The 25,293-nt window shown below is 33.7% G+C and carries 20 protein-coding genes; 7 read left to right on the top strand and 13 right to left on the bottom strand.

What is annotated here, in order from left to right; genetic code table 11:
* Window positions 1-3 precede the first annotated feature (3 nt).
* Window positions 4-882 carry an AraC family transcriptional regulator gene (locus ACGK9U_RS10055; RefSeq protein ID WP_394466242.1) on the bottom strand — a complete coding sequence of 293 codons (879 nt, stop codon included), beginning with the start codon at window positions 880-882 and terminating at the stop codon, window positions 4-6.
* Between the two features lie 119 nt (window positions 883-1,001).
* On the opposite strand from ACGK9U_RS10055, the gene ACGK9U_RS10050 reads away from it, so the two are divergent.
* From ACGK9U_RS10050 to ACGK9U_RS10035, 4 genes are read left to right on the top strand one after another with little or no spacing between them, the layout of a single operon-like run.
* Window positions 1,002-2,399 carry a sugar porter family MFS transporter gene (locus tag ACGK9U_RS10050; protein WP_394466241.1) on the top strand — a complete coding sequence of 466 codons (1,398 nt, stop codon included), beginning with the start codon at window positions 1,002-1,004 and terminating at the stop codon, window positions 2,397-2,399.
* Window positions 2,400-2,412: 13 nt separating this feature from the next.
* Window positions 2,413-5,724, top strand: a complete 3,312-nt coding sequence (locus tag ACGK9U_RS10045) for a DUF5107 domain-containing protein (protein ID WP_394466240.1) — start codon at window positions 2,413-2,415, stop codon at window positions 5,722-5,724.
* Complete coding sequence (locus ACGK9U_RS10040; RefSeq protein WP_394466239.1) at window positions 5,718-8,561, top strand: sugar-binding domain-containing protein; 2,844 nt, start codon at window positions 5,718-5,720, stop codon at window positions 8,559-8,561. Before ACGK9U_RS10045 ends, ACGK9U_RS10040 begins: the two co-directional genes overlap by 7 nt.
* 20 nt (window positions 8,562-8,581) lie before the next feature.
* Window positions 8,582-11,353 (top strand): beta-galactosidase, encoded by a 2,772-nt coding sequence (locus ACGK9U_RS10035; RefSeq protein WP_394466238.1) that lies wholly within the window; start codon window positions 8,582-8,584, stop codon window positions 11,351-11,353.
* An 8-nt stretch (window positions 11,354-11,361) separates the two neighbouring features.
* On the opposite strand, the gene ACGK9U_RS10030 is transcribed toward ACGK9U_RS10035, so the two are convergent.
* Window positions 11,362-12,084 (bottom strand): geranylgeranylglyceryl/heptaprenylglyceryl phosphate synthase, encoded by a 723-nt coding sequence (locus tag ACGK9U_RS10030; RefSeq protein WP_394466237.1) that lies wholly within the window; start codon window positions 12,082-12,084, stop codon window positions 11,362-11,364.
* Window positions 12,085-12,711: a 4'-phosphopantetheinyl transferase family protein gene (locus ACGK9U_RS10025; RefSeq protein WP_394466236.1), complete on the bottom strand. Its 627-nt coding sequence runs from the start codon at window positions 12,709-12,711 to the stop codon at window positions 12,085-12,087.
* A gap of 139 nt (window positions 12,712-12,850) precedes the next feature.
* Here ACGK9U_RS10025 and ahcY point away from each other — a divergent pair, with 139 nt between their 5' ends.
* Both ahcY and ACGK9U_RS10015 read left to right on the top strand, forming a co-directional pair.
* Window positions 12,851-14,167, top strand: a complete 1,317-nt coding sequence (gene ahcY / locus ACGK9U_RS10020) for an adenosylhomocysteinase (protein ID WP_394466235.1) — start codon at window positions 12,851-12,853, stop codon at window positions 14,165-14,167.
* 133 nt (window positions 14,168-14,300) lie between these two features.
* Window positions 14,301-14,864: a very short patch repair endonuclease gene (locus tag ACGK9U_RS10015; protein WP_394466234.1), complete on the top strand. Its 564-nt coding sequence runs from the start codon at window positions 14,301-14,303 to the stop codon at window positions 14,862-14,864.
* A 6-nt stretch (window positions 14,865-14,870) separates the two neighbouring features.
* Here the strand turns inward: ACGK9U_RS10015 and ACGK9U_RS10010 are convergent, their stop codons facing one another.
* From ACGK9U_RS10010 to ACGK9U_RS09985, 6 genes are all read right to left on the bottom strand, one after another.
* Complete coding sequence (locus ACGK9U_RS10010; protein WP_394466233.1) at window positions 14,871-15,146, bottom strand: hypothetical protein; 276 nt, start codon at window positions 15,144-15,146, stop codon at window positions 14,871-14,873.
* A 141-nt stretch (window positions 15,147-15,287) separates the two neighbouring features.
* The gene (locus ACGK9U_RS10005) at window positions 15,288-16,307 is read right to left on the bottom strand and encodes a phytase (RefSeq protein WP_394466232.1); all 1,020 of its coding nucleotides are present in this window, start codon (window positions 16,305-16,307) and stop codon (window positions 15,288-15,290) included.
* 9 nt (window positions 16,308-16,316) lie between these two features.
* The gene (locus tag ACGK9U_RS10000) at window positions 16,317-19,160 is read right to left on the bottom strand and encodes a TonB-dependent receptor (RefSeq protein WP_394466231.1); all 2,844 of its coding nucleotides are present in this window, start codon (window positions 19,158-19,160) and stop codon (window positions 16,317-16,319) included.
* Between the two features lie 219 nt (window positions 19,161-19,379).
* Window positions 19,380-19,640, bottom strand: coding sequence for a 50S ribosomal protein L27 (gene rpmA / locus ACGK9U_RS09995; RefSeq protein WP_209655651.1), 261 nt, complete (start codon window positions 19,638-19,640; stop codon window positions 19,380-19,382).
* A 41-nt stretch (window positions 19,641-19,681) separates the two neighbouring features.
* A complete protein-coding gene (gene rplU / locus ACGK9U_RS09990; protein WP_394466230.1) occupies window positions 19,682-20,329 on the bottom strand; it encodes a 50S ribosomal protein L21 in 648 nt (215 codons plus the stop codon).
* Window positions 20,330-20,416: 87 nt separating this feature from the next.
* Window positions 20,417-20,860, bottom strand: a complete 444-nt coding sequence (locus ACGK9U_RS09985; protein WP_394466229.1) for a DUF4199 domain-containing protein — start codon at window positions 20,858-20,860, stop codon at window positions 20,417-20,419.
* 179 nt (window positions 20,861-21,039) lie between these two features.
* Between ACGK9U_RS09985 and ACGK9U_RS09980 the strand changes: the two genes are divergently transcribed.
* Window positions 21,040-21,534 (top strand): heavy-metal-associated domain-containing protein, encoded by a 495-nt coding sequence (locus ACGK9U_RS09980; protein ID WP_394466228.1) that lies wholly within the window; start codon window positions 21,040-21,042, stop codon window positions 21,532-21,534.
* Window positions 21,535-21,587: 53 nt separating this feature from the next.
* Here ACGK9U_RS09980 and gldD read toward each other — a convergent pair whose 3' ends face one another.
* The 4 genes from gldD to mutY form a co-directional block, all read right to left on the bottom strand.
* Entirely contained in the window at window positions 21,588-22,130 is a 543-nt protein-coding gene (gldD, locus tag ACGK9U_RS09975) for a gliding motility lipoprotein GldD (RefSeq protein WP_394466227.1), read from the bottom strand.
* A gap of 65 nt (window positions 22,131-22,195) precedes the next feature.
* Window positions 22,196-23,524, bottom strand: coding sequence for a gliding motility-associated protein GldE (locus ACGK9U_RS09970; protein WP_394466226.1), 1,329 nt, complete (start codon window positions 23,522-23,524; stop codon window positions 22,196-22,198).
* A gap of 48 nt (window positions 23,525-23,572) precedes the next feature.
* Complete coding sequence (locus tag ACGK9U_RS09965) at window positions 23,573-24,025, bottom strand: single-stranded DNA-binding protein (RefSeq protein WP_394466225.1); 453 nt, start codon at window positions 24,023-24,025, stop codon at window positions 23,573-23,575.
* Between the two features lie 218 nt (window positions 24,026-24,243).
* Window positions 24,244-25,284, bottom strand: a complete 1,041-nt coding sequence (mutY, locus tag ACGK9U_RS09960) for an A/G-specific adenine glycosylase (RefSeq protein ID WP_394466224.1) — start codon at window positions 25,282-25,284, stop codon at window positions 24,244-24,246.
* Between the last annotated feature and the right edge of the window lie 9 nt (window positions 25,285-25,293).

Raw genomic sequence — 25,293 nt, 5'->3', positions numbered from 1 at the left:
TTATCACCCTTTTTTGAAATTTCTGTAATGTTTTGGTGATTTACCCATGATCTTGGAAAAAATTCTACTAAAATAAAATGGATCTGGATACCCTACTTCAATTGCTATTTCATTAATTTTAAGTCCACTAAAATCTAACAATTTAGACGCCTGCTCAATTCTTATATAAGTTAAATAATCCAAAGGCGTTCTAGATGTTTTCTTTTTAAAGAGCACACAAAATTGAGACACAGATAGCCCCACGTGATTGGACATCATTTCTAAACTTAATTTTTCTGAAATATGATTTTTCATATATCTAATACTCTTTTCTATCCTGTCATGCGTTTGAAGTTCCTTAATTTTTCTAAACTGAGATAAGTAACGAAATGACCCTAGCATATGCCATAAACAAATATTGGCATATTCTAAATTATCCATACTATACCCCATTCCTAGGTTATTAAAAATTTCTTCAAAAAGTAGAATTCTGTCACTAAACCTAGCATTTTTATCCAAATCTATTCTTAACTTTTCATTAGGATAATTAACAAATAAATGCGCTTTTTCTCCAATAAAGTGAATCCAATAGATACTCCATGGATCATGATAATCACTTCCATATCGATGAGGTGTTTTTGGTGATATTATAATATATTCATTTTCTAATATCGCCTGTCTTTTATTATTAATTTCTATCCACCCTTTTCCTTCTGTACAATAAATTAAAATATTTTCTAAACTTCCATTTTTCCTATATATACTATGCCCTTTAGACTTAGGATAATAACCAATATCTGTTACCAAAAGCGATTTTGTGAGATTATTTTCTTTGAGTTCTTTAATAATTCCTTTAGGTAAAACAATGGCTTTTTTCTCAGTATCAAGTATGTTTTTTGTCATAATATAAAGATATTAAAAACAATAATATAATCCATTTTAATAAATTAATAATCTATTTTATAAACCTAATGGATACCTTAGTTTTGTATAACCCGCTAAACCAATAACCATTAACTAATATGATAGAAAAGAACAAATTCAACAATCGATTTTTATTAAGTATTTCCCTAGTAACCGCTATGGGAGGCTTATTATTTGGATATGATTGGGTGGTTATTGGAGGCGCAAAACCTTTTTACGAGAAATTTTTCAATATTACAAGTTCACCATCCTTACAAGGTTGGGCCATGAGTTGTGCTCTAATTGGCTGCTTATTAGGTGCTATTTGTTCGGGCATACTTAGTGATAGGCATGGTAGGAAGAAACTGTTAATCGCTGCTGCCTTTCTCTTTGTTATTTCTGCCTATGGGACTGGAGCCACAAATAATTTTACCCATTTTATTATTTATAGAATTATTGGAGGTATTGGTATTGGGTTAGCTTCTAATCTATCACCAATGTATATCGCCGAAGTTTCACCGAGTGCAACTAGAGGTAGATTTGTATCTCTAAACCAACTAACAATAGTCATTGGAATTTTAGCGGCACAATTAGCAAATTGGCAGATAGCAGAACCTGTTCCAGAAAATATTACAGATTTAGAGATATTAAATTCTTGGAATGGGCAAACAGGTTGGCGTTATATGTTTTGGATGGAATTAATTCCTGCAGGCTTATTTTTCCTATTAATGTTTTTTGTTCCAGAAAGCCCTAGATGGTTAGCTGCTAATGGAAAATCAATACAATCGAAAATCATTTTATCAAAAATTGGAGGGGATATTTATGCTGAAAACGAATTAAAAAAAATTAAGAGTACCCTTGATGATGGTAAAAATCAAATTATTAATTTAAGACAATTATTTGAACCCAGTTTAAAAAAGATTATCATTATTGGCGTTGTAATTGCCGTTTTCCAGCAATGGTGCGGTATTAATGTTATTTTTAATTATGCCGAAGAAATTTTTAAAGCTGCTGGGTATGGTGTTTCAGACATCCTTTTTAATATTGTTATTACTGGAAGCGTAAATTTAGTATTTACATTTATTGCCATAGCCACAGTAGATCGTTGGGGAAGACGATCTTTAATGCTTTTTGGCGCTGGCGGATTAGCGGGTATTTATGCCTTAATGGGAATCGCCTACTTTTTTCAAATTAGCGGATTACCGCTTTTAATTTTGGTGATATCTGCAATTGCATGTTACGCTATGTCTTTGGCACCTGTAACTTGGGTTGTCCTTTCAGAAATATTTCCAAACAGAGTTCGAGGTGCAGCTATGTCTGTTGCCACAGTAGCGTTATGGTCAGCCTGCTTTATTCTTACGTATACATTCCCACTTTTAAATGACTTTTTTGGCACTTCAGGAACGTTTTGGCTATACGGTTTAATATCGGTTGGAGGATTTATTTTTATTTATAAAAAACTGCCCGAAACAAAAGGAAAATCTTTAGAGCAAATTGAAGAAGAAATTAAAAATTAATTAGTTACATAAAATGAGTGTAAACGTTTGGAAGGAAAATATTGTAATACCAACTTATGAAATAGAAGCACCAGAAAAAAATCCTATTTTTTTAGAGAACAGAGTCTATCAAGGTAGTTCGGGTAAAGTGTATCCGCTTCCCATTGTAGAAAAAATAAGCGACACTAAAATAGACAAAACATGGCATGCTATTTATTTAGAAAATGATTTTCTGAAAATCATGATACTTCCCGAATTGGGAGGACGTGTTCAAATGGCATTCGACAAAACTAAAAACCGACATTTTGTATATTACAATCAAGTAATAAAACCCGCTTTAGTGGGACTTACAGGACCATGGATTTCTGGTGGCATAGAATTTAACTGGCCACAACACCACAGGCCTTCAACGTATAGTCCTATTGATTCTGATATTGAAGAAAATGAAGATGGTAGCAAAACTGTTTGGTGTAGCGAAATAGAACAAATGACCAGAACCAAAGGCATGATGGGTTTTACGTTATACCCAGACAAAGCCTACTTAGAGATTAAAGTAAAACTTTACAATAGAACCGCCCAACCTCAAACCTTTTTGTGGTGGGCTAATCCAGCGGTAAAAGTCAATGATCATTACCAATCTGTTTTTCCTCCGGATGTTCATGCCGTTTTTGACCATGGAAAAAAAGATGTTTCAGATTTCCCAATAGCCACAGGAACATATTATAAAGTAGATTATTCACCGGGAACGGATATCTCTAGATATAAAAACATTCCAGTCCCAACATCATATATGGCCATAAATAGCGCATTCAACTTTGTAGGTGGTTATGAAAACGATTCTAAAGGTGGTTTGCTTCATGTCGCAGATAACAACATTTCTCCCGGTAAAAAACAATGGACTTGGGGCAATGGTGATTTTGGAAAATCATGGGATTTAAATCTAACGGACGAAGATGGGCCTTATATTGAACTCATGTGTGGCGTATACACAGACAATCAACCCGATTTCTCATGGATGCATCCCTTTGAAGAAAAAACGTTTTCTCAATACTTTATGCCTTATCGCGATTTAGGCGTTGTTAAGAATGCCACTAAAGAAGCGATGCTTAATTTAGAATTCGATGATAAAACAGCCATAATAAAATGCTATACTTTAGGCATTTACAATAATGCAAAAATTGTACTAAAAGTAAAAGATGACGTTCTATTAGAAGACACGATAAACGCCACACCCAAAAGTTCTTATGAAAAGGAAATAGCTATCAATCCTAAAACACCGCTTACAGATTATAATCTTACACTCTTCGACGAGTTCGGCAATATTTTAGTAGCTTATCAACCTCTGGGAAAAGAGGAAAAGGAAATCCCAGAGCCCGCAAAAGCTGCTAAAGCTCCTAAAGACATAAAAAGCATAGAGCAACTCTATTTGCGAGGACTCCATTTAGAACAATATAGGCATGCTACATTCAATCCTCAAGATTACTATTTAGAAGGATTGAGAAGAGAGCCTGGAGATGTTAGATGTAATAATGCCATGGGATTGTTAATGTTAAAAAATGGTCAATTTGAAAAAGCTGAATCTTACTTTAAAAATACTATTGAAACATTAACAGAAAAAAACCCAAATCCGTATGATGGTGAGCCATATTATAATTTAGGTCAAAGTTTAAAATATCAAGGCAAATTTGATGACGCCTACAAAGCATTTTATAAATCGGCTTGGAATGCCTCATGGCAAGATGCCGCATATTTTCATTTAGCCCAAATTGCAACCTTAAAAAGCAATTATGCTTTAGCTTTAGAATTAATAGAAAAATCATTGTTACGAAATTGGCACAATCATAAAGCCAGAGTTTTAAAAATTGCTTTATTACGCAAAACGAAACAAACTCAAAAAGCATTCATATTACTTAATGATAGCCTCTTAATTGATAGGTTTAATTTTGGTGCATTATTCGAAAAGTATTTGCTAAACAGCAATGAAAACACTTTAGATGAGCTAAAATTATTAATGAGAAACAATATAGATAGCTACATAGAATACGCACTCGATTATGCTAATTCTGGCCTTTATAATGAAGCTATTTCGCTGCTAAACACTGGGATAAAGACATGTAAACCTCATTCTTTAGCTTTCTATTATCTGGGCTGGTTTGAAACACTATATGGCAAAACAGAGCAAGCCTCAAATACCTTTGAAAAAGCAAAAACAATTAGTACAGATTATAGTTTTGCCTTCAGACTGGAAGCTATTTTAGCTTTAAAATGTGCCATCAAAAACAGTAAAGACCCCATAGCTTATTACCATTTGGGAAATCTTTGGTACGATAAAAAACAATATGATCTTGCCATAGCATGTTGGGAGAAATCCCGAGACTTCAATCCTGAATTCCCGACGGTTCATAGAAATTTAGCACTGGCATATTTTAACAAAAAGAATAATCATGGTGAAGCTTTAGCATCTTTAGAAAAAGCATTTGAATTAAATAATTCAGATTCAAGAATTTTATTCGAATTAGACTGCCTATATAAAAGGTTAAATTACCCTATTCATAAAAGGTTACAATTTTTAAATGAACATAACCGTTTAGTTGAATTTAGGGATGATTTATATTTAGAAGTTTGCACCCTACATAACTTACTTGGTGACTACGGCAAAGCATTACAACTTTTAAACACGCGTCAATTTCACCCATGGGAAGGTGGAGAAGGTAAAGTTACAGCACAATATTTATTTTCATTAATCGAATTGGCAAAAACCGAAATAGAGAGCAAAAATTTCGAAAAAGCTATTTCGTTATTAGAAAAAACTATAAAATACCCCGTAAATTTAGGCGAAGGAAAACTTGAAGGAACTCAAGAAAACGATATACATTATTGGCTTGCCTGTGCCTATAGCGGTTTAAACCTTAAAGACCAAGCAACACGATACTGGGAAAGGGCATCTCATGGGCTAACAGTGCCTTCCGCAGCCATTTTTTATAACGACCAACAACCCGATAAGATTTTTTACCAAGGATTAGCATGCTTAAAGTTAGGCAAAACAAAAGAAGCTGAAATTAGATTTAATAATTTAATAGATTACGGATATAATCATTTTAACAATGACATCAAAATAGATTATTTTGCAGTGTCATTACCAGATTTACTGATTTGGGAAGATGATTTAAACAAACGAAATAAAATTCATTGTCAATATCTAATCGGTTTAGGTCATTTAGGATTGAATAATTTATCTAAAGCAAAAGAAGCATTTGAAAACGTGTTATCCGAAGATATAAATCATCAAGGCGCTACTATACACCTAAACATGGCATTAAATCATAAAAAACATAAAACATGTTAAGAAAGTTATCACCGTTTTTATTATTTGTTCTAATAGCAATTCAAAGCTGTCAAGAGAAAATAGAGAATATAAATCTTTCTGGAAACTGGTCTTACAAACTAGACAAAAACAATGTTGGTTTAATAGAAAAATGGCAAAATCTTAAATTTAAAGACACCATTCAATTACCAAGTGCTTTAAGAGACAAAGGCATTGGCGATAACCCAACATTAACTACAGAATGGACTGGAAGTATTTATGATAGCACATGGTTTTTTAACCCAGCAATGGAAAAATACAGAAAAAAAGACAGTTTAAAATTCCCTTTTTGGTTAACGCCTAATAAACATTATGTAGGTGCCGCATGGTATCAAAAAGAAATTACAATTCCCGAAAATTGGAAAAACAAAACAATCGGTTTAGAATTAGAAAGACCGCATTGGCAAACACAAGTTTGGTTGGGCACTGTATATGGCGGTTCTCAAAACAGTTTGTCTACATCTCACATTTTTACTTTTAACCAAAATGTAAAACCAGGAAAACAGCTATTAACCATTCGCGTAGATAATGCCATAAGAGATTTAGATGTTGGTATCAATTCCCATAGTATTTCTGATCATACCCAAGGTAATTGGAACGGAATTATTGGAAATATGGTTTTGTATCCAATCAATGAATATAAAATCAATCAACTTAAAATAACGCCAAATCTTAGTGATAAAGCCATTCAAGCTAAAATCATTCTGAATAAAAACACCCAGGAAAATCTTAAAGTTTCTATTAAAGTTAATGGTTTGAATCATGAACATCACATACAACCTTCAACATTTAATTTTGAAAAGGAAACAAGTGAGTTTTCTTTTAAAATACCAATGGGTAATGATTTTAAAACTTGGAGCGAGTTTAATCCTAACTTATATAAAATTGAAGTCACCATAGAAAACGAAAATGGCATTCAAGATATAAAAGAAGATGTATTTGGAATGCGGGAATTCACCATTGAAGCTAAACATTTCAAAATTAACGGCACTCAAATATCATTAAGAGGCACTACAGAATGTAGTGTGTTTCCGCTAACGGGTTATCCGCCAACAGACGAAGCTTCATGGACACGTATTTACGAAATATGTAAATCATTTGGATTAAACCATATGCGTTTTCATTCTTATTGCCCACCAGAAGCTGCTTTTATAGCCGCTGATAAAGCAGGCATCTATTTACAAGTTGAAGGTCCGAGTTGGGCCAAATATTCGGTTAGTCTAGGAAACGGAAAACCCATTGATAATTATTTAATGGAAGAAACAAAACGAATTATTGATGCTTATGGAAATCATCCGTCGTTCTGTATGATGGCCTACGGCAATGAACCATCAGGAAATTATGTGCCATATCTAGAAAATTGGGTAAGCCATTTTAAAGCTTACGATCCGCAGCGGGTTTTTACTGGAGCTTCAACAGGTAGAAGTTGGGCTATTATTGAAAATAGCGATTTTATAGTACGCTCTCCCCCTCGCGGATTGGAATGGAAAGACAAGCAACCAGAAAGTTTCTTCGATTACAGAGATAAAACTGAAAACCAAAACAGGCCCTACGTCACTTTTGAAATGGGGCAATGGTGCGCTTACCCTAATTTTGATGAAATTAAAAAATATACCGGTTCTTTAAAAGCGAAGAATTTCGAACTGTTTCAAGAAGACTTAAAAGATCATCATATGGCAGATCAAGCCCATGATTTTTTAATGGCTTCTGGGAAATTACAAGCTTCTTGCTACAAACAAGAAATTGAAGCCACACTAAGAACGCCTAATTTGGCAGGATTTCAGTTATTAAGCTTAAACGATTTTTCTGGACAAGGCACCGCACTTGTTGGTGTTATAGATGCTTTTTGGGATGAAAAAGGCTATATATCAGCAAACGAATTTAAATCCTTTTGTAATGACGTGGTGCCGCTTGTAAGGTTGCCAAAATACACATTTTATAACAATGAAATATTAACAGCAGAAGTTGAAGTAGCAAACTTTAGCGGTCGAAAATTAAAAGATACGAACTCAACATGGCAATTACTTGATGAAAAAAACACAATACTTCAATCAGGACATTTAAATTCTGAAACCATTCCTATTGGAAAAGGAAATGACCTAGGGACCATTAATGTGCCTTTAAATTTTGCAACAGAAGCTTCTAAATTAACTTTAAAAATTAACGTTGGAAACTACACAAATCAATGGCATATTTGGGTGTATCCTAATTCACTTCCTGAGATTGAGGATTCAAATATTTACATCGCAAAAACTTTAGATGCTAAAACAAAACAAGTTTTAGAACAAGGAGGCAAGGTATTATTGTTAGCTGCTGGAAAAGTTGAAAACGGAAAAGATATTATACAATACCAAACACCTGTTTTTTGGAATACTTCTTGGTTTAAAATGAGGCCGCCGCATACAACGGGTATGCTTATAAAAAATGAACACCTTGTATTTAATGATTTCCCAACGGATTATTACAGCGACTTACAATGGTGGGAAATAGGAAACAGACAACAAATTATGAATCTTGAAAATTTCCCAGCAAGTTTCAGACCTATCATTCAACCTATTGACACTTGGTTTTTAAACCGAAGACTCGCCATGCTTTTTGAAGCAAAAGTTTCTACTGGAAAATTAATGGTTTGTAGTATAAACCTAAATGATATTGACGCTACTAAACCTGTTTCAAAACAACTTTATCACAGTATTTTAAACTATTTATCATCAGAAAAATTTAATCCAACCGAAACAGTTTCGTTAGATGTTATTTCAGAATTATTCGAAAAGAAAGAACGTGCAGTATGGAATTCATATGTTTCAGAAAACCCATAATTATTTAACCTTAAACCTTTATGAAATTTAAATTTACACTTATTGGTTTACTATACATAACAACTTTGTTAAGTGCTCAAAACATATCTATTAATGGTAATATTGAAGCACCAAAAATTGTTGAAGGCACTTTAAACATGGGACATCCTGGTTCTAAAGGAAAAGAACTTACGGTTAATAACAAACACTTATCGTTGGCTGGAAAGCCTATTTTACCTGTAATGGGTGAAATTCATTTTACTAGATGTAACCCAAATAAGTGGGAAGATTTAATATTGAAAATGAAAGCCAATGGCATTACCATTATTTCCACCTATGTATTTTGGATTCATCATGAAGAGGAAAAAGGCGTTTTCAATTGGGAAGGAAGTAAAAATTTAAAACGATTTATAGAACTATGCAAAAAGCATGATGTATGGGCGTATCCTCGTATTGGCCCTTGGTGCCATGGCGAAGTTAGAAATGGCGGATTACCAGATTGGATTGTAAACCAACAAGAATTTAAACCACGAACAAACGATGCTAAATATCTAGAATATGTAGACCGATGGTATCGTGAAATTTCAGAGCAATTAAAAGGGCTTTATTACAAGGATAATGGGCCTATTATTGGAATTCAATTAGAGAACGAATATTGGCGAGGAAAAGAAGGCGAAAAACACATCATGGCTTTAAAAAACATGGCTTTAAACTATGGTATTGATGTACCCATGTACACTGTAACAGGATGGCGAAATGCATCGGTTCCAGAAAATGAGGTCATTCCGCTTTGGGGAGGTTATCCTGCAGCTCCTTGGAATACCGATGTTAAAGCCATAAAAACCAATGCCAGTTATGTGTTTAACAAACCTATAAACGACCATAGTATAGGTAACGAAGCAAGCACTGCTCAATACCAACCAAATTATGCGTTATATCCTTATTTTACTTGCGAATTAGGTATTGGAAACCAAATTTCAGAACACAGAAGACCTATTTTAAGCCCTATTGATGGCGTAACTATTGCAACAGCCAACGTTGCCTCTGGAAGTAATTTACCAGGTTATTATGTGTTCGCTGGTGGTTTAAACCCTGTTGGAAAACACACAACATTACATGAAGAAAGATATGAATCTGGCTATTGGAATGAATACCCTATTATTTCCTATGATTTTCAAGCTGCTTTAAAAGAAACTGGCGAAATATCACCAGCGTATCATAAATTAAAACCTTTACATTATTTCATGTCAGAGTTTGGAGAACAAATTGCTCCTATGACACCTATTATTCCTATAGATAACAACAATCCAGACGATTTACAATACACCTTTAGAGTTAAAGATGATAGTGGTTTTTTATTTGTCTCCAATTACTATAGAGGTTTTAATAAATCTACCAAGAAAGATGTTCAGTTTCATATTAAGTTGAAAGAGGGCGACATTAAAATTCCATCATCACCAATAAATATAGAAGACAGTACTGTTTTTATATGGCCTGTAAACCTTAAAATGGGAAATAATACCTTAAAATACGCAACAGTACAACCTATTTGCAATATTTATAATAAGAAAACTGAAGATTGGTATTTTAAGAAATCAGAAAATATAACCACAGAGTTTTTATTTGATTCAAAAAACATTGAAACAATTATTATTAATGGCGTAAAACAAGAAAAAACAGGTGATTTCTTTTTATTAAAGCATCTCAAAACAGGTCTAAGCCATCCAATTATTATTAAAACCAGAGATGGTTTTTTGAAACGTATTTTTGTGCTATCAGAAGAGCAAATGGATAACTTTTGGTATTTTAAAAGCAAAAACAAAACATATGCTTTTTTATCTACAGCCAATTTGACAATGGATGAAAATGAGAGTCTACACGTATTTTCAACTCATGAAACTGATGAAATTATTGCATTAAACAGCGCGTTAAAAGCATCAAAAAAATCAAAAGATGGTTTTAAGCATTACACCATAAGAAACCAAAAAAACAATATTCCTTTTACTCTTGATGTAGCTGATTTAATCGATGAAGCAAAGTGGCTTCAAATTTCACCTGAAAATTATCAAGACAAAAATGAGATGTACCACAAACAATTTTTTAAAGATTTTAATCTTACAAATACTGCAAACATCAAAAAAGCTACTTTTCATTTTTTAACAGAAGAAACATGTATAATTCGCATCAATGGCAATTGGCTAAATCAAAATATGGATATTGAAAAAGTAAACGAATTAGACTTTACGGGCTATTTAAAAAAAGGAGTTAACCGTATTTTATTGGATTTCCCATATATAAAAAACAAAAAAGCTTTTGCTGGAGTTTTAGAAGTGGAATTTTATAATGCCAACAAAACATTTATCGCAACAGATGCAAGTTGGCTAAACACAGAACAATATAAAATTCCTGCACCTTGGGATGATGTTCGTAATAAAACAAAACCTGTAATAACAGAAAAACCCATCCAGTTTCAAGATTTTGGTTTTACACCAAACAGATATCAACTTACTTTTGATAAAACTAAAATAGACGCATACAAAAACGTGTATTTAAGACTTAACTATTCTGGAAACAAAATAAAATGCTATTCTGGAGAAAATTTGGTTGCAGACAATTTTAATAATGATACTACTTGGTCGATTAATCTAACAGATGTTAAAATAGAAAAAGATGTGCCATTAATTTTTGAAATAGAGCCCCACGGAGAAAATCCTAAAATTTATTTTGACAAACCTCAGATTTTAGATAAAACAAAAATAAATTCAATAGAAATAAATGAAGAACATCTAAACGTTTTTGAGCTAAAACAATAGAAAACCACTTATTTTAAATCATTAAAAAACGATTCATCATCTTCAAATGCAGTCCCAATAACCACAAAATCCGCTCCAGAATGGTAAGCGTCTAACAATTGCTCTTTATTTCTTATGCCACCACCAACAATTAAAGGTATTTGTAATTCTTGCTTAACTAAAGTAATTATTTCAGATGTTACCGGATGCGTTGCCCCACTACCTGCTTCTAAATAAATCATCTTCATACCTAATAATTCTCCAGCTCTAGCAGTATCAACAATATTCTGAATGCTATTTCTAGACATAGGATGAGTTCCTGTTACTCTTTGTACCGCCGTTTCTTTACCGTTTTCAATTAGCATATAGCCTGTAGAAATCACTTCTAGGTCCATATCTCGTAATTTTGAAACAGACTCAACGTGTTTCCCTATTAAATAATCTGGATTTCTACCTGAAATCAAACTTAAAAACAATAAGGCATCAGCGTTGTTTGTAATTTGTGTAACATCGCCTGGAAACAAAACTATCGGAAGTTGGGTATGCTTTTTTATTTCTGCAACCAAAACATCCGTAACACCTGCTTTAACGGTACTGCCACCAACAAAAACATGTGTTGCTCTAGATGTATTTACTTTTTTTATAAAACCCACAACACTTTCAATAGGAAATTTATCAGGATCTATTAAAACAGCCAATAATTTTTCGCCATTAGCAATGGCTTCTTGTATATGTCTATAAACACTGTTCATTTAACCAATGGCGTAGGCACAAGTAAATCCTTCAAACTCTAAAAAATGAATATGATATCGGTATTTCCTGTCCTCATAATCAATCCAAGCCACCGTTTCTTTTTCATTATCCGACACAGGAATAACCAAACAATGCTGTATAAAACTTAACCCAGGGGTTGCAAATAATTTATAAAGCGATTCTTTTACGCACCAAATTATCGTTAATTTATTAATGTAATCTGAAGCGTTTTTATCTAAATAATTAAATTCATAATCAATAAATTTATGAGCAATTACAGTTATTTTATCGCGCTGTTTTTCAATGTCTATCCCAATAATGGCTTTGCTAATTATAATAGCCGAAAAACCAAATGAATGTGTAATGGAAATATATTTACCATCATTTAAATACGGCTTGCCATGTTCATCATAATGCAAATCGACATCTTCATAACCAAAAGCCCTTAACAAACAACGCACACTTAAAAACCCACGTTGATGCAATTCACTTTTCATACCTAAAACACGCTCTAAACTTTTGGGTTTTAAGTTTACCATTTGCATTAAATCATCAAAAGATTCAGTAATCTTCCAGATTTTAACAATAGTTTCTGAATTTGGAGTAATAGTTTTGTAAAGAGGCATTTAATATTCTAAAAGTTATTAGTTATCTTTGCACCGCCTAAGGCCAGTTAAACATTTTTTGTTGAGCAATTTAACTATTTTAAATACGATTCCAAAGATGTTTCCATTTTATAAAACAAAGAAAAAACAAAAAGTTGATATGAGTACAAAAACAATTCCTTACGTAGCCAACAAAGTAAAAGATATGTCGCTTGCAGATTGGGGACGAAAAGAAATAGAATTAGCCGAGGCTGAAATGCCAGGACTTATGAGTTTACGTGAAGAATACGGAAATTCACAACCACTTAAAGGCGCAAGAATTGCTGGATGTTTACACATGACCATCCAAACAGCGGTTCTTATTGAAACCTTACAAGCTTTAGGTGCCGAGGTTACTTGGAGCTCTTGCAACATTTTCTCAACACAAGATCAAGCTGCTGCCGCTATTGCTGCTGCAGGAACATCAGTGTACGCTTGGAAAGACATGACCGAAGAAGAATTTGATTGGTGCATCGAGCAAACCCTTTTCTTTGGCGAAGACAGAAAACCATTAAACATGATTCTTGATGATGGTGGCGATTTAACCAATATGGTTTTAGACCGTTACCCAGAATTAGTTGCCGATATTAAAGGATTAAGTGAAGAAACCACAACAGGTGTTCACAGATTATACGAACGCGTTAAAAAAGGAACTTTACCAATACCTGCCATTAACGTAAACGATTCGGTTACCAAATCGAAATTCGATAACAAATACGGTTGTAAAGAATCTGCTGTAGATGCCATTCGTCGTGCAACCGATATCATGCTTGCCGGAAAACGCGTAGTGGTATGTGGCTATGGCGATGTTGGTAAAGGTACCGCAGCCTCTTTTAAAGGCGCTGGAAGTATTGTAACTGTAACTGAAATCGACCCAATTTGTGCCTTACAAGCGGCTATGGACGGTTTTGAAGTTAAAAAACTAGAAACAGTTGCTCCAAATGCAGACATCATCATAACAACAACTGGAAACAAAGATATTGTACGTGGTGAACATTTTGAAGCGGTAAAAGACAAAACCATCATCTGTAACATCGGGCATTTTGATAACGAAATTGATATGGCTTGGTTAAAGAAAAACCACGGGCACACCAAAAACACCATCAAACCTCAAGTTGATAAATATACCGTAAACGGAAAAGATATTATTATTCTTGCCGAAGGTCGTTTAGTAAACTTAGGTTGTGCTACAGGTCACCCAAGTTTTGTAATGAGTAATTCGTTTACAAACCAAACCTTGGCTCAAATTGAGCTTTGGACCAATAGCGAAGCCTACGGAAACGACGTGTACATGTTGCCAAAACATCTAGATGAAAAAGTAGCAAAATTACACTTAGCTAAAATTGGCGTAGAACTTACCGAGTTAAAACCAGACCAAGCAGACTATATTGGTGTAGCTGTGGAAGGTCCTTTTAAACCAGAATATTATAGATACTAAATTGTCATACTGAACTTGTTTCAGTATCTCATTATAAATTATAAATCCCAAGCAACTCCTGTTTGGGATTTTTTCATTTTTTGGCAATTGCTAAAGCACCGCGCTTTTCGTTCATAGTTTTGCAAAACCATAAATGGAAGTTTTGCAAAAGCTAACCACTACAATCGCTATTGCACCATCAGCTAAATTGGTTGCCAATCCATTTTTCATTATATTCAATACGTTTATGGGCTATAGTGAAGAAAAAATAAAAGTACCTCGATTTAACGAGGCTTCTGGTTTTTACACCACCAAAAAACGCTCTAAAATAATGAGCCGAATAAGGGGTAAAAACTCCAAACCTGAATTGCTTTTTAGAAAAGCATTATGGGCAAAAGATATACGTTATAGAATAAACAATAAAACACTACCCGGAAAACCAGACATTTCAATAAAAAAATACCAATTGGCCATTTTTATTGATGGCGAATTTTGGCATGGTTACAACTGGAACGAGCGCAAAGAAACCATAAAAAGCAATCGTGGATTTTGGATACCAAAAATAGAGCGCAACATACAGCGCGATATAGAAGTAAACCAACAACTGACCGAAATGGGCTATACGGTTTTCAGGTTTTGGAGCAACGACATTAAAACCGAACTCCATAAATGTATTAATAATATTTTGGTTTATATAAATACGGGGGAAACCCATTAGAATATGTTATTCATCAACCATATCTTTCTCAAAATACCACCACAAACTAGAATCAATAGACGCTTTCATTCTATTAATATCAACCGATTCTTTTAAAAAGATGGTCAAGTTTTCATCCGCACGATTTTGCTCTACAGTATCGCTTATTTCAATAGATTCAATTTCAGTGAAATGCTCTAAATGTTTTTTAATCTTACCATCTAAAGACTCATCACTCAAATATATCTTAATAGTTTGTTGCGATGGAGAATTTCTAATTTCAGATCTAAATGGTGGAAGCATAAACAATAATTTTTTAGTGAAACAATACTTAATTGCAAATGCGTAATGCAATATGTCTAAGTTAATAAATTTTTTCAATAAAATCAATAAAAAACCCTTTCTGTTTCCAGAAAGGGTTTTAAAATATTCAGCAAATATGATTTACTCTGTTAATTTAAGTTTTCCCAAATCATGAAAAAAGAAATCCTTTTCATCGTTCATACTTACAAACAATCCGTTTGGAAACTTACTTCCCAAAGGCAGTGTTGTAACATCGCAACCATCAGTTTCGAGAGTTCCTAAATTCATCTCTTTTATAAACGCGTTGGTTTCTAAATTAAAAATATTAAAGGTATGCGCTTGTTGGTTGGACACTATTAAATAGCCTCTATCTTCATATTTTGCAATGGCAATCCCTTCAATATCATCTTTAAAATGCTCGCCACCAAAAAGAGCTATTTCAGCATCTCCGTTTTCTGGATTTGCATGGTATTTTCTAATGCCCACGCCCTCATCTGAATAATAAACAAAACCCGCTTCGTCATCAACCGCAATAGCTTCAATTTCTTTTTGCCCGCTAAAGTTTCCTAGTTTTCTAAGTAAATTAGCTTTTACACCTGAAGCATCTGAAACCAATTCATATTGATATAAATAGCCTTTTTTTGGACCGCTCTTTCTGCTTACAAATACCGAAATTCGACCTGTCACAGGATTTTTATAAAGAGCAACACCCATAGGTCGTTTCATTTCAATAGTGGTTTCATCTTCAAAAACCTTAAAACCGCCATTATCTAAAGGTTTCATATCTGGAACGGAAAACAAACGGATTTGGTTTTTTTCTCGTTCAGAAAACACCATGATATCTGTTGAAGTAGAATCGGTTAATTTGAAACCATATTCTACATCCACATTATTTGGATAGCTAATATTGGTGATACTTTTCTCTTTAATAATTTTCCCATCTAAATCGAATGCATATACGCCGCCATTTACTTCATCTTTATCAGTACCAAAAACAATACTGGCTTCAGGATTGTTTTTATTAATCCAAATAGCAGGATCATCGGTATCATGCGGTGATTTTTCTGTTACGGTTGTGGCAACTATTTCTGGTAATTTAGCGGCACATGCCAATAACAAAAAGGTTAATCCAAAAACGATATTTACTTTAATTTTTTTCATGCTTGCTATCTAGTTTTTCTTAAACAAATCATATTTTAAACCAAAGGTTAAGCGTCTGCCGTAATATTCCATTTGCATGGTTCTAGACTTTACACCTTGAAAATAACGCAACGGTTGGTTGGTAATATTGTTTAAATCGGCATACAGACTCAAGTTTTTGTTTATGGAGATATTAGCGTTGAAATCTAAAAAGAATTGCTCATCGTAATACCTGTCTTCAAAATCACGACCTCCAATTTCATCTATATAAGCATCGGAATAATTACCTGACAAACGCAGACTTAATTTTTTAGTTGCATAACCTAAAGAGGCATTAAACATGTTTGGTGCAGTTTGAGGTAAATCTAAATCGTTACGCTCTTCGCCATCTTCATTTTTAATACCTTTAGCGTTAGATGTTAAATAGGTGTAATTTAAATAAATGCTGAAGTTTTTTGCAAAACCTGGCAAAAAGTCTAACTGACGTTGTAAAGAAAACTCTGCTCCGAATACTGTAGCACCATCGCCATTTAATGGTTGATATACTTCATAACCATTAGTATCTTCTGACTGACTTGTGTACACAAAATCTTGAATATCTTTATAGAATATACCCGCAGAAATAATTCCAACAGATTTGAAATAATGTTCAGCCATCACATCAAAATTCATAGATGTGGTTGGGTTTAATTCTGAATTACCTAGATAGATTTCTTCGTCTTCGTTATTAACTTCTTGATAAGGTACTAGATCTACATAATTTGGTCTTGCCAAAGTGTTTGTCCACGCAAAACGCAACACAGTATTGTCGGACACATTATATTTAAAATGTAAACCAGGTAAGATGTTTGTATATGAGTTTTCGTCTTTTAACTCGTTTGTTCCAGCATAATCGCCATCTTCATCAAAAATCAATTCATTTCCTAAACTGTTGATTTTTGTATGCTCTAATCTTACACCAAAAAGCACACTCAATTTATCTGATAGTTTTTGGTTGGTCATAGCGTAAGTTGCAAACACATTTTCATCGACATCAAAATTGGCCGTAAGGTATTCCTCTGGAAGATCTTCTGCTTCAAATTGTGCTGCATCATACAAATTTAAAGTTCCTAAATATTCTGGCGTTGCAAAAGTTCCAACCGCATATTGGCTACCAGCTAAAAAGTCTTTATCTGAATAATTACGTGTTGGCACTCCTCCTAACAAATCTAAATCTGAAGTTTTGGGGCTGTATTCAACAAAATCATTATCCCTGTTTTTATTCTTTAACCTGGTGCGTACACCAAACTTTAAAAAACCATCTTCTTGTTGGAAAATGTTTAAAGGCAATTTAAAATTGGTAAAGAAATTAAAATCCTTTTCTTCTGTATATTGATTTTCTTCTGTTAATTCTCCAAACTCAAAAATATCGAAAGCCGCAACATTAGCATCTAAAGGTGTAAATAATGGCTTATCTGTATTATTGTTGAATGCTACACCATACTCACTTTCATACTCCAAATAACGCTCGTTTAATCGCTCTTCTGAAGCTTTAGCAAATGAAGCCATCCAATCTATTTGCAGTTTATTTGCTAAATGCTCGCCTCCTAAACTAAAGTTAAACATGCGTTGGTCTTCTAAACGTCTGTTTTTACTACGGTTATTATCAATACCTCCTTTAGATTGTCTTTTAGCTTCAATGGGAAATGAAGTTAAATTGCCATTTCCATCAACGGTAAAATCACCTGGTTCAATATCTTCACCATCTAAAATTTCTTGTTCTAAGCGGAATCTGTTTTCGCGGTCGTCTCTCCAATTATAAATAGACTTGAAATAAATATTGTTGTTTTCGTTTAATTTATAATCAAAATTTGCTGAAAAACTACGACGAATACGTTGTACCAAATACTCTCTAATTTCAGACACTTTAGCATATGGATTTACATCTACTTCTTCTAAATTATCTTCATCATCAAAAGCATTGTATTCAAATGCGTCTTCCCATTCTGCCTCCACATTATCACTTCCAAAGTCGTTGTCGTTAAAAGATGCAGAAAGCATGTATCCAAATTTTCCATTTTTGCTTCTATCACCTAATAAAAAAGACCCATTTAGAATTCTTTTATCGGTAATGTAATTGACTCCAGAACCAGCAGTTGCCGACAAACGGAAACCTTGGGGAGATGTTTTTGTTATTAAATTAACCGAACCACCTAATGCATCGGCATCCATATCGGGCGTTACCGCTTTGTTAACTTCAACGGTTTGAATCATATCCGCAGGAATTAAATCCATTTGTACATTGCGGTTATCACCTTCAGCGGAAGGAATACGGCTTCCGTTTAATGTTACAGAGTTTAATTGAGGCGATAAACCACGAATAATAATATTACGCGCTTCCCCTTGATCTACCTGCATGGTGATACCTGGAATACGTTTTACGGCATCACCAATATTAGCATCGGGGAATTTTCCAATCTGATCCGTTGAAACGATATTGGTGATGTTTTGCTTATTTTTTTGAGTGTTCAAAGCCCTAGCTTGACTTCCTAAAGAGTAGCCAGTAACCTCAACTTCATCCAATTCAGTATTGTTAGATTTTAATGTTACATTTAAAGTACTTGTCTTCCCATTTGTAACAATAACTTCCTGTTTAAAATCGGCATACCCCAAATATTTAATTAAAAGATTATAAGTTCCCTCAGGAATATTAACTAAAATGAAGCTTCCATCAAAATCTGAAATAGACCCCTTTTTTAGTTCCTCTATTACTACGTTAGCTCCTGGAACAGTAATTCCGTTTTCGTCGGCAATGATGCCTCGTATATTTCCATTTTGTGCAAATACCCCTATTGATATTAGCGCTAATAATAAAAATACATAGTGTTTTTTCATGTTGTTTTTGTTGATTAGTTATTTGAGCGAAATAACAAAACAATCAAGCAAAACACTTTAATCCATTTTTAAGCTACAGTTAAGTATGAAAAGGAATCCATCATACTTTGCATTAAATTAACAATTATAAAACTTTACGGAAAGAAAACGGGTTTTAGCAATTAAAAAACCCTTTCTGTTTCCAGAAAGGGTTTGTACTTTTTAAAAGAAAAGTGTTTCTTAAACCTCGAAAGGTACTACAGACACATAAGATTTGTTATCTTTTTTCTTTGTAAATTTTACAACGCCATCTACATAAGCGTGTAATGTATGATCTTTAGAAGAATATACATTTTCACCTGGGTGGTGTGTATTACCTCTTTGTCTTACGATAATGTTTCCAGCAATAGCAGCTTGACCACCAAAAATCTTAACACCTAAACGTTTTGATTCTGATTCTCTACCATTCTTAGAACTACCTACTCCTTTTTTATGAGCCATTGTCTTAAGTTTTTATATTGTTAAACTTCAGCGGTTAGCAATTAAGCTTTCCCACCATTTAATTCGTCTTGCCATTTTTTTAACTCATCCCATTTACCTTCAGCAGCTAATTTAGCTTGTGCTGACCAAGTATCAGTTACGTGGTTTCCACGAACCTCAGCGATGATTTCAGAAATTTTAGCAGCATCCGTTTTTGCTAATTCAGCGAAAGTTGTAATACCTGCAGCAGCTAATGTTTCTGCAATCTTAGGCCCTATACCTTCTACTTTTTTCAAATCGTCTGCTTTACCTGTTGCTTTTTTAGCAGCTGGTTTTGCTTCAGCAGTTTTAACTTCTGCTTTTTTCTCAGCTTTTGCTGGTGCAGCTTTTTTAGCTCCAGAAGCAGCAATGCTTTCTATTACAATTTCAGTTAAAGATTGACGGTGACCGTTTTTCTTGCGGTAACCTTTACGTCTTTTCTTTTTGAAAACTATAACTTTATCACCTTTAAGGTGCTTTAAGACTTTTGCTCCTACTTGAGCTCCGTCTATAGCTGGGGCGCCTACAGTTACATTGTCACCATCACCAATTAGAAGAACGTTATCAAAAGCTACTTGCTTTCCTTCTTCTGTTTGTAAACGGTGTACAAAAACCTTTTGGTCTTTAACAACTTTAAATTGTTGCCCTGCTATCTCTACAATTGCGTACATAGCGTAACGTGTTTATTAATTAATTTTTGTTCAAAAATGAGTGCAAATATACTGCTATTTAATTAATCTACAAACGTTTTGTTTTTTTTAGGCAAGATTTTTACTGTTTTTAAAAAGTTGCATGACTGCAAGTGTAGAAACTACCGTGGTTGCAAAACCCATAATGGCAACAACAAAGGTTACCAAACCCACATCGGCACCAAGGCCTCCATGCATTTCTTTAAGCAATTCGGGCAAAAAGCCTGTACTAAACTCGGTAGCATAAAATAAGAAAAAAATGGTGAAAAACACAGTAGCTACAAAACCTGTAATAAGACCTATTTTAAAGCCTTCTCCATAAGAAAACGCACCAGGACTCTCTAGCTTACTTAATCGTATGGCTTCATAAATCCCAAAAGCAGTTATTACCGCATTAAAAAAACTAAATACAGGATTAATGTGTTTGTGAAACAATGCTAAAATTAAAAAATAAGCAATTAATACAGCACTAGTAACAAGTCCAAACCGAATAGGGAGCGATATTTTTTTCATTTTTCAAAGTTTTAATTTATTGACTAAACATTATGGAAATTTGACCAATAACCATTTATGCTACTAAATTTCGTGAAAAATTTGGTAAAAAAATAATTTTAACGTGCATTTAATATTAATTTCCAATTAACAAACCTCATTATTTAGTAAATTTGCTTGAAATTAAATACTCAAAAATAATGAAGTCTCTAAAAAATATCATGATAATTGGGTTTATGGCATTATTTGCTATGAGCTGCAAAAACGAAACTAAACCAGAAGTAAAAACTGTGGAAGTTGCCAACGAAGCCACCCATACCTTAAACCCTAATGCCACTTATGCTAAAGCAGAATTCACCATTGAGGGTATGACCTGTGCGATGGGATGTGCAAAAACCATTGAAAAGAAAATTGCAAAAATGGATGGTGTGAAATCTGCCACTGTTGATTTTGACAAAAAACTAGCTATGGTTGAGTATGATGAAGCAAAAGTAACCCCTTCTTTATTAGAGCAAACCGTTACCAAAGTTTCAGATACTTATACCGTTAAGGATATGAAAAGTGGCCATTCTGATAAATCAAGTTGTGATGCAAATTGCAAAAAGGCTTGTTGTACTGGCAAAACCGAAGCTGAAAAAACAGCTTGTTCAAGTGATTGCAAAAAAGAATGTTGCACAGCAAAAGCTAGCGCATAGTCTTTAAAAAAACTTTTAAAAAGGCTTCTTAGTTTCGAGTTAAGAAGCTTTTTTTATTTCCAACGTAGCGTTTCCATAATGTGTGCCATATCTTTTTGCAGGTAATTTGCTGCTGGCAAAATAGAATCGTAATTAGGTTTTGTATTGAAATACAGCGAACCAATTAAGAAATGCTTAATACTATCGGTTACATAAAATTGGGCTGGCGATGCTACATTTCCTTTTACTTCAGAAAAAATACCATACACCTTTCTTTCTTTATTTTCGTAAGGAAACACCGGAATTTCGTCCGCTTTAATAGTATGTTCTAAAGTGAATTTTTGTGCATCCCGTAAAAAATCGGTTAGATTTTTTTGGTCGTCATCAACCGCTTTGTAAGTTAAAAATATGGTGGCCTTAAGCGTTGGATACTCTATATTGATGCCATAACTTTCGGTTGAAGCGGCTAACCTTTTTAGCTTAATTTCACTCGCCAACGCATTGGTTTCAAAAGAAAAAGGAAGCTCTGCATTCACTTTGTCATATTGCGCCTGCGGATACTCCAACCTTAAATAGCCTTTAGGTTTTGGTATATAATCTTGCCCACAAGACATCATTATAAAAAACCCGACTGTTATTAAACTTTTTAAGATATAGGTGCTTTTCAAATTATAAATGCTGTTTAGGTAATGGTGAATTTTAATAGTTTTATACGTTTTTTGTCTAAAGCCTCAATTTTAAAAACGTAATTTTCGAAGTTTATTTTAGTGTTCAATTTTGGAAAACTGCCCGATATTTCTAAAACAAACCCTGCAATAGTTTCGGCTTCTCCTTTTTTATCTTCAAAAATAGTGTTGTCTTCAATTTTAATGATTTTATAAAAATCTTTCAAAGGTGTTTTTCCTTCAAACACAAAATTATTATCATCTAATTTAGAATAGGTCAAATCTTCATCATCAAATTCATCACTAATGTCGCCTACAATTTCCTCAATAATATCTTCTAAAGAAATGAGCCCCGAAGTACCTCCATATTCATCTACCACCACCGCTAAATGCACTTTTTTCTCTTGAAATTCAGACATTAAATCGTCTAACTTTTTATTCTCAGGCACAAAAAATGGCTCCCTCATCAAGCTAGTCCAATCGAACTGCTTTCTTTCTATATAAGGCAATAAATCCTTTACATATAGAATCCCTTTAATGGTATCTATATTATCTTTATAAACTGGAATACGCGAGTAGCCATTTTTTATGATTTCAGGCATAATCTCCATGTATTTTTGCTCGATGTTCAATGCAAAAATATCTATACGAGGGCGCATCACCTGTTTGGTATCGGTATTGCCAAAAGACACGATACCTTGTAGAATTTTATGTTCTTCTTTGGTAGTATCTTCTTCACTGGTAAGCTCCAGTGCTTGCGATAGTTGATCGACACTTAAATTAGATTTTTGTTTCCCCAACCTATTATGTATCCCTATGGTCATGCTTCGCATAGGCAAACTTAATGGCGAAAGTAGCACATCTAAAACCTTAAGTGGATACGACATGAAAGTTGCGAACTTTAAATTGTTTCTACTAGCATAAATTTTAGGTAAAATTTCTCCAAACAATAAAATCAAGAAGGTTACTAGAATAACTTTTACAAAAAACACTAATTTGATTTGAAAATAATAAAAGTTGACAGAGTAATCAAATCCCTCAAACATTACTCCACTCATAGACTCAAACAAAATAACAATAGCTATGTTAATGAAATTATTGGCTACTAATATGGTCGCTAATAATTTTTTTGGACGCCCTAAAAGACTTGCTATAATTTGAATACGCTTGGATTTTGCTTCCAGCCCTTTGTCTACATCTGTTTTTGAAAGTGAAAAAAGAGCTACTTCGGCACCAGAAATAAGTGCAGAACAGAATAAAAGCAAGAACAATAATACAACACCAAAAACAATTGAAACATCAATTGCAATGATTAAACTTTTAAAACTCGCGGGGTCAGGATCCAATACTGTGGTTTTAGTTAAACAATGAATTCTCGTTGTAACGAGACATTATTAAAATGGCAAATCGTCATCCTCTTCTCCAATTGGCTCTGGAGCTTCCGGCTGTTTTGCAACAGGTTTTTGCGCCGTAGTTGGCGCAGCGTTTGATGCATTACTTTCACTCTCTTTCTTGGTAGATAAAAAAGTAAAATCTGTACATTGAATTTCGGTTGAATAACGCTCTGCACCACTTTCATCTTGCCATTTTCTGGTTTTCAATCGGCCTTCAATATATACTTTATCGCCTTTGCTTAAATACTTTTCGCAAATTTCGGCACCTTTATTTCTAACTACAATGTTATGCCATTCGGTATTGGTAACACGCTCATTAGTTTGCTTGCTGGTGTAGGTTTCGTTTGTTGCCAAAGGAAATCTGCCAACACAACCACCACCTTCAAAATAATGCATTTTTACCTCATCGCCCAAATGCCCAATAAGCATTACTTTATTTAATGTTCCAGACATAATTTTTGTTTTTTATAGGATAGCAAAATTACTGAATTGCTTTGCATTTTAACGATTTGCTTTCCGTTTTTTTAAAATTAATAAAAATTTTGATTGCGATAACTATGCCCATGAAAAATGTTGAATTTATTAAAATCATCTTTTAGTCTTTGGATTTCTGATGCCTCGAAAATGACAATTTCAATAGGGAACTCAAACGCTTAACGTTTGAGAGCATCTTAGAAATTAAAACTTTCAATAAAATTTCCAATTAAGATAGGCACTGCGTATGTGTGTATTTCAATTGTTGGGATGGCATTGGGCAACGCATTGTTCACTTTTACAATCCAAAATTTAGTATGTAAATGTTGATGCGATAATTTATGCACAATATCTTGGTCATTATATAAGGACAACTCAAAAGCATGACCATTTAATAATGAATGGTTTTTAACCAAATTATTTAAGGTTTCAAAATCGCAACTTTTGGAAGTTTCAATTAAAGGAAACTGATATAAATTTTGCCAAATGCCTTTCCCTTTGCGTTGTTCTAAAATGGTATTTTCTTTATCGTCAATAAATACTAAAAAATTGAAATACTTTTTTTTCGCTTTCGCAGATTTAATTTTTACTGGTAGTTCGTTAATTCTATTTGTATTGAAGGCTGTACAACTTTTACTAAAAGGACATATAGAACAATCGGGACTTTGGGGTTTACATTGCGTTGCACCAAACTCCATAATGGCTTGGTTAAACGTTGCAGGATCTTTTCTATCAATAAGCTCTTGCGCCAATTGTTTAAACTCTTTACTGCCTTTTGACGAGTTGATAGGCGTATCGACACCAAAATAGCGCGCTAATACCCTGTACACATTGCCATCTACAACAGCCTCGGGTTTATTAAAACAAATGGATGCTATGGCACTGGCGGTATAATCACCAATGCCCTTCAGTTTTAATAAATCTTTATAATTGTTTGGAAATTCACCTTTTAGTTGGTTGGCAACATATTTTGCTGTGGTATGCAAATTTCTGGCGCGCGAATAATAACCCAACCCTTGCCAAAGTTTTAAAACATCACTTTCTTCGGCGTTAGCTAAATGAAAAACCGATGGGAATTCTTCTGTAAATTTGACGTAATATGGCAAACCTTGAGCTACTTGTGTTTGCTGTAAAATAATTTCCGATAGCCAAATAAAATAAGGGTTGTTTGTTTGCCTCCAAGGCAGATCTCTCTTATTAATTGAATACCAGTTGTTTAAAGTTTTTGAAAATATCATTAATTAAAT

Source organism: Mariniflexile sp. HNIBRBA6329 (assembly GCF_043558645.1).
Lineage (GTDB): Bacteria > Bacteroidota > Bacteroidia > Flavobacteriales > Flavobacteriaceae > Mariniflexile.
The sequence above is the reverse complement of the archived record's forward strand: the minus strand, read 5'-3'. Positions and strand labels throughout refer to the sequence as shown.

Coding starts and splice junctions, on each gene's coding strand:
- ACGK9U_RS10055 (WP_394466242.1), bottom strand. CDS start 882: ATGACAAAAAACATACTTGATACTGAGAAAAAAGCCATTGTTTTACCT.
- ACGK9U_RS10050 (WP_394466241.1), top strand. CDS start 1,002: ATGATAGAAAAGAACAAATTCAACAATCGATTTTTATTAAGTATTTCC.
- ACGK9U_RS10045 (WP_394466240.1), top strand. CDS start 2,413: ATGAGTGTAAACGTTTGGAAGGAAAATATTGTAATACCAACTTATGAA.
- ACGK9U_RS10040 (WP_394466239.1), top strand. CDS start 5,718: ATGTTAAGAAAGTTATCACCGTTTTTATTATTTGTTCTAATAGCAATT.
- ACGK9U_RS10035 (WP_394466238.1), top strand. CDS start 8,582: ATGAAATTTAAATTTACACTTATTGGTTTACTATACATAACAACTTTG.
- ACGK9U_RS10030 (WP_394466237.1), bottom strand. CDS start 12,084: ATGAACAGTGTTTATAGACATATACAAGAAGCCATTGCTAATGGCGAA.
- ACGK9U_RS10025 (WP_394466236.1), bottom strand. CDS start 12,711: ATGCCTCTTTACAAAACTATTACTCCAAATTCAGAAACTATTGTTAAA.
- ahcY (WP_394466235.1), top strand. CDS start 12,851: ATGAGTACAAAAACAATTCCTTACGTAGCCAACAAAGTAAAAGATATG.
- ACGK9U_RS10015 (WP_394466234.1), top strand. CDS start 14,301: ATGGAAGTTTTGCAAAAGCTAACCACTACAATCGCTATTGCACCATCA.
- ACGK9U_RS10010 (WP_394466233.1), bottom strand. CDS start 15,146: ATGCTTCCACCATTTAGATCTGAAATTAGAAATTCTCCATCGCAACAA.
- ACGK9U_RS10005 (WP_394466232.1), bottom strand. CDS start 16,307: ATGAAAAAAATTAAAGTAAATATCGTTTTTGGATTAACCTTTTTGTTA.
- ACGK9U_RS10000 (WP_394466231.1), bottom strand. CDS start 19,160: ATGAAAAAACACTATGTATTTTTATTATTAGCGCTAATATCAATAGGG.
- rpmA (WP_209655651.1), bottom strand. CDS start 19,640: ATGGCTCATAAAAAAGGAGTAGGTAGTTCTAAGAATGGTAGAGAATCA.
- rplU (WP_394466230.1), bottom strand. CDS start 20,329: ATGTACGCAATTGTAGAGATAGCAGGGCAACAATTTAAAGTTGTTAAA.
- ACGK9U_RS09985 (WP_394466229.1), bottom strand. CDS start 20,860: ATGAAAAAAATATCGCTCCCTATTCGGTTTGGACTTGTTACTAGTGCT.
- ACGK9U_RS09980 (WP_394466228.1), top strand. CDS start 21,040: ATGAAGTCTCTAAAAAATATCATGATAATTGGGTTTATGGCATTATTT.
- gldD (WP_394466227.1), bottom strand. CDS start 22,130: ATGATGTCTTGTGGGCAAGATTATATACCAAAACCTAAAGGCTATTTA.
- ACGK9U_RS09965 (WP_394466225.1), bottom strand. CDS start 24,025: ATGTCTGGAACATTAAATAAAGTAATGCTTATTGGGCATTTGGGCGAT.
- mutY (WP_394466224.1), bottom strand. CDS start 25,284: ATGATATTTTCAAAAACTTTAAACAACTGGTATTCAATTAATAAGAGA.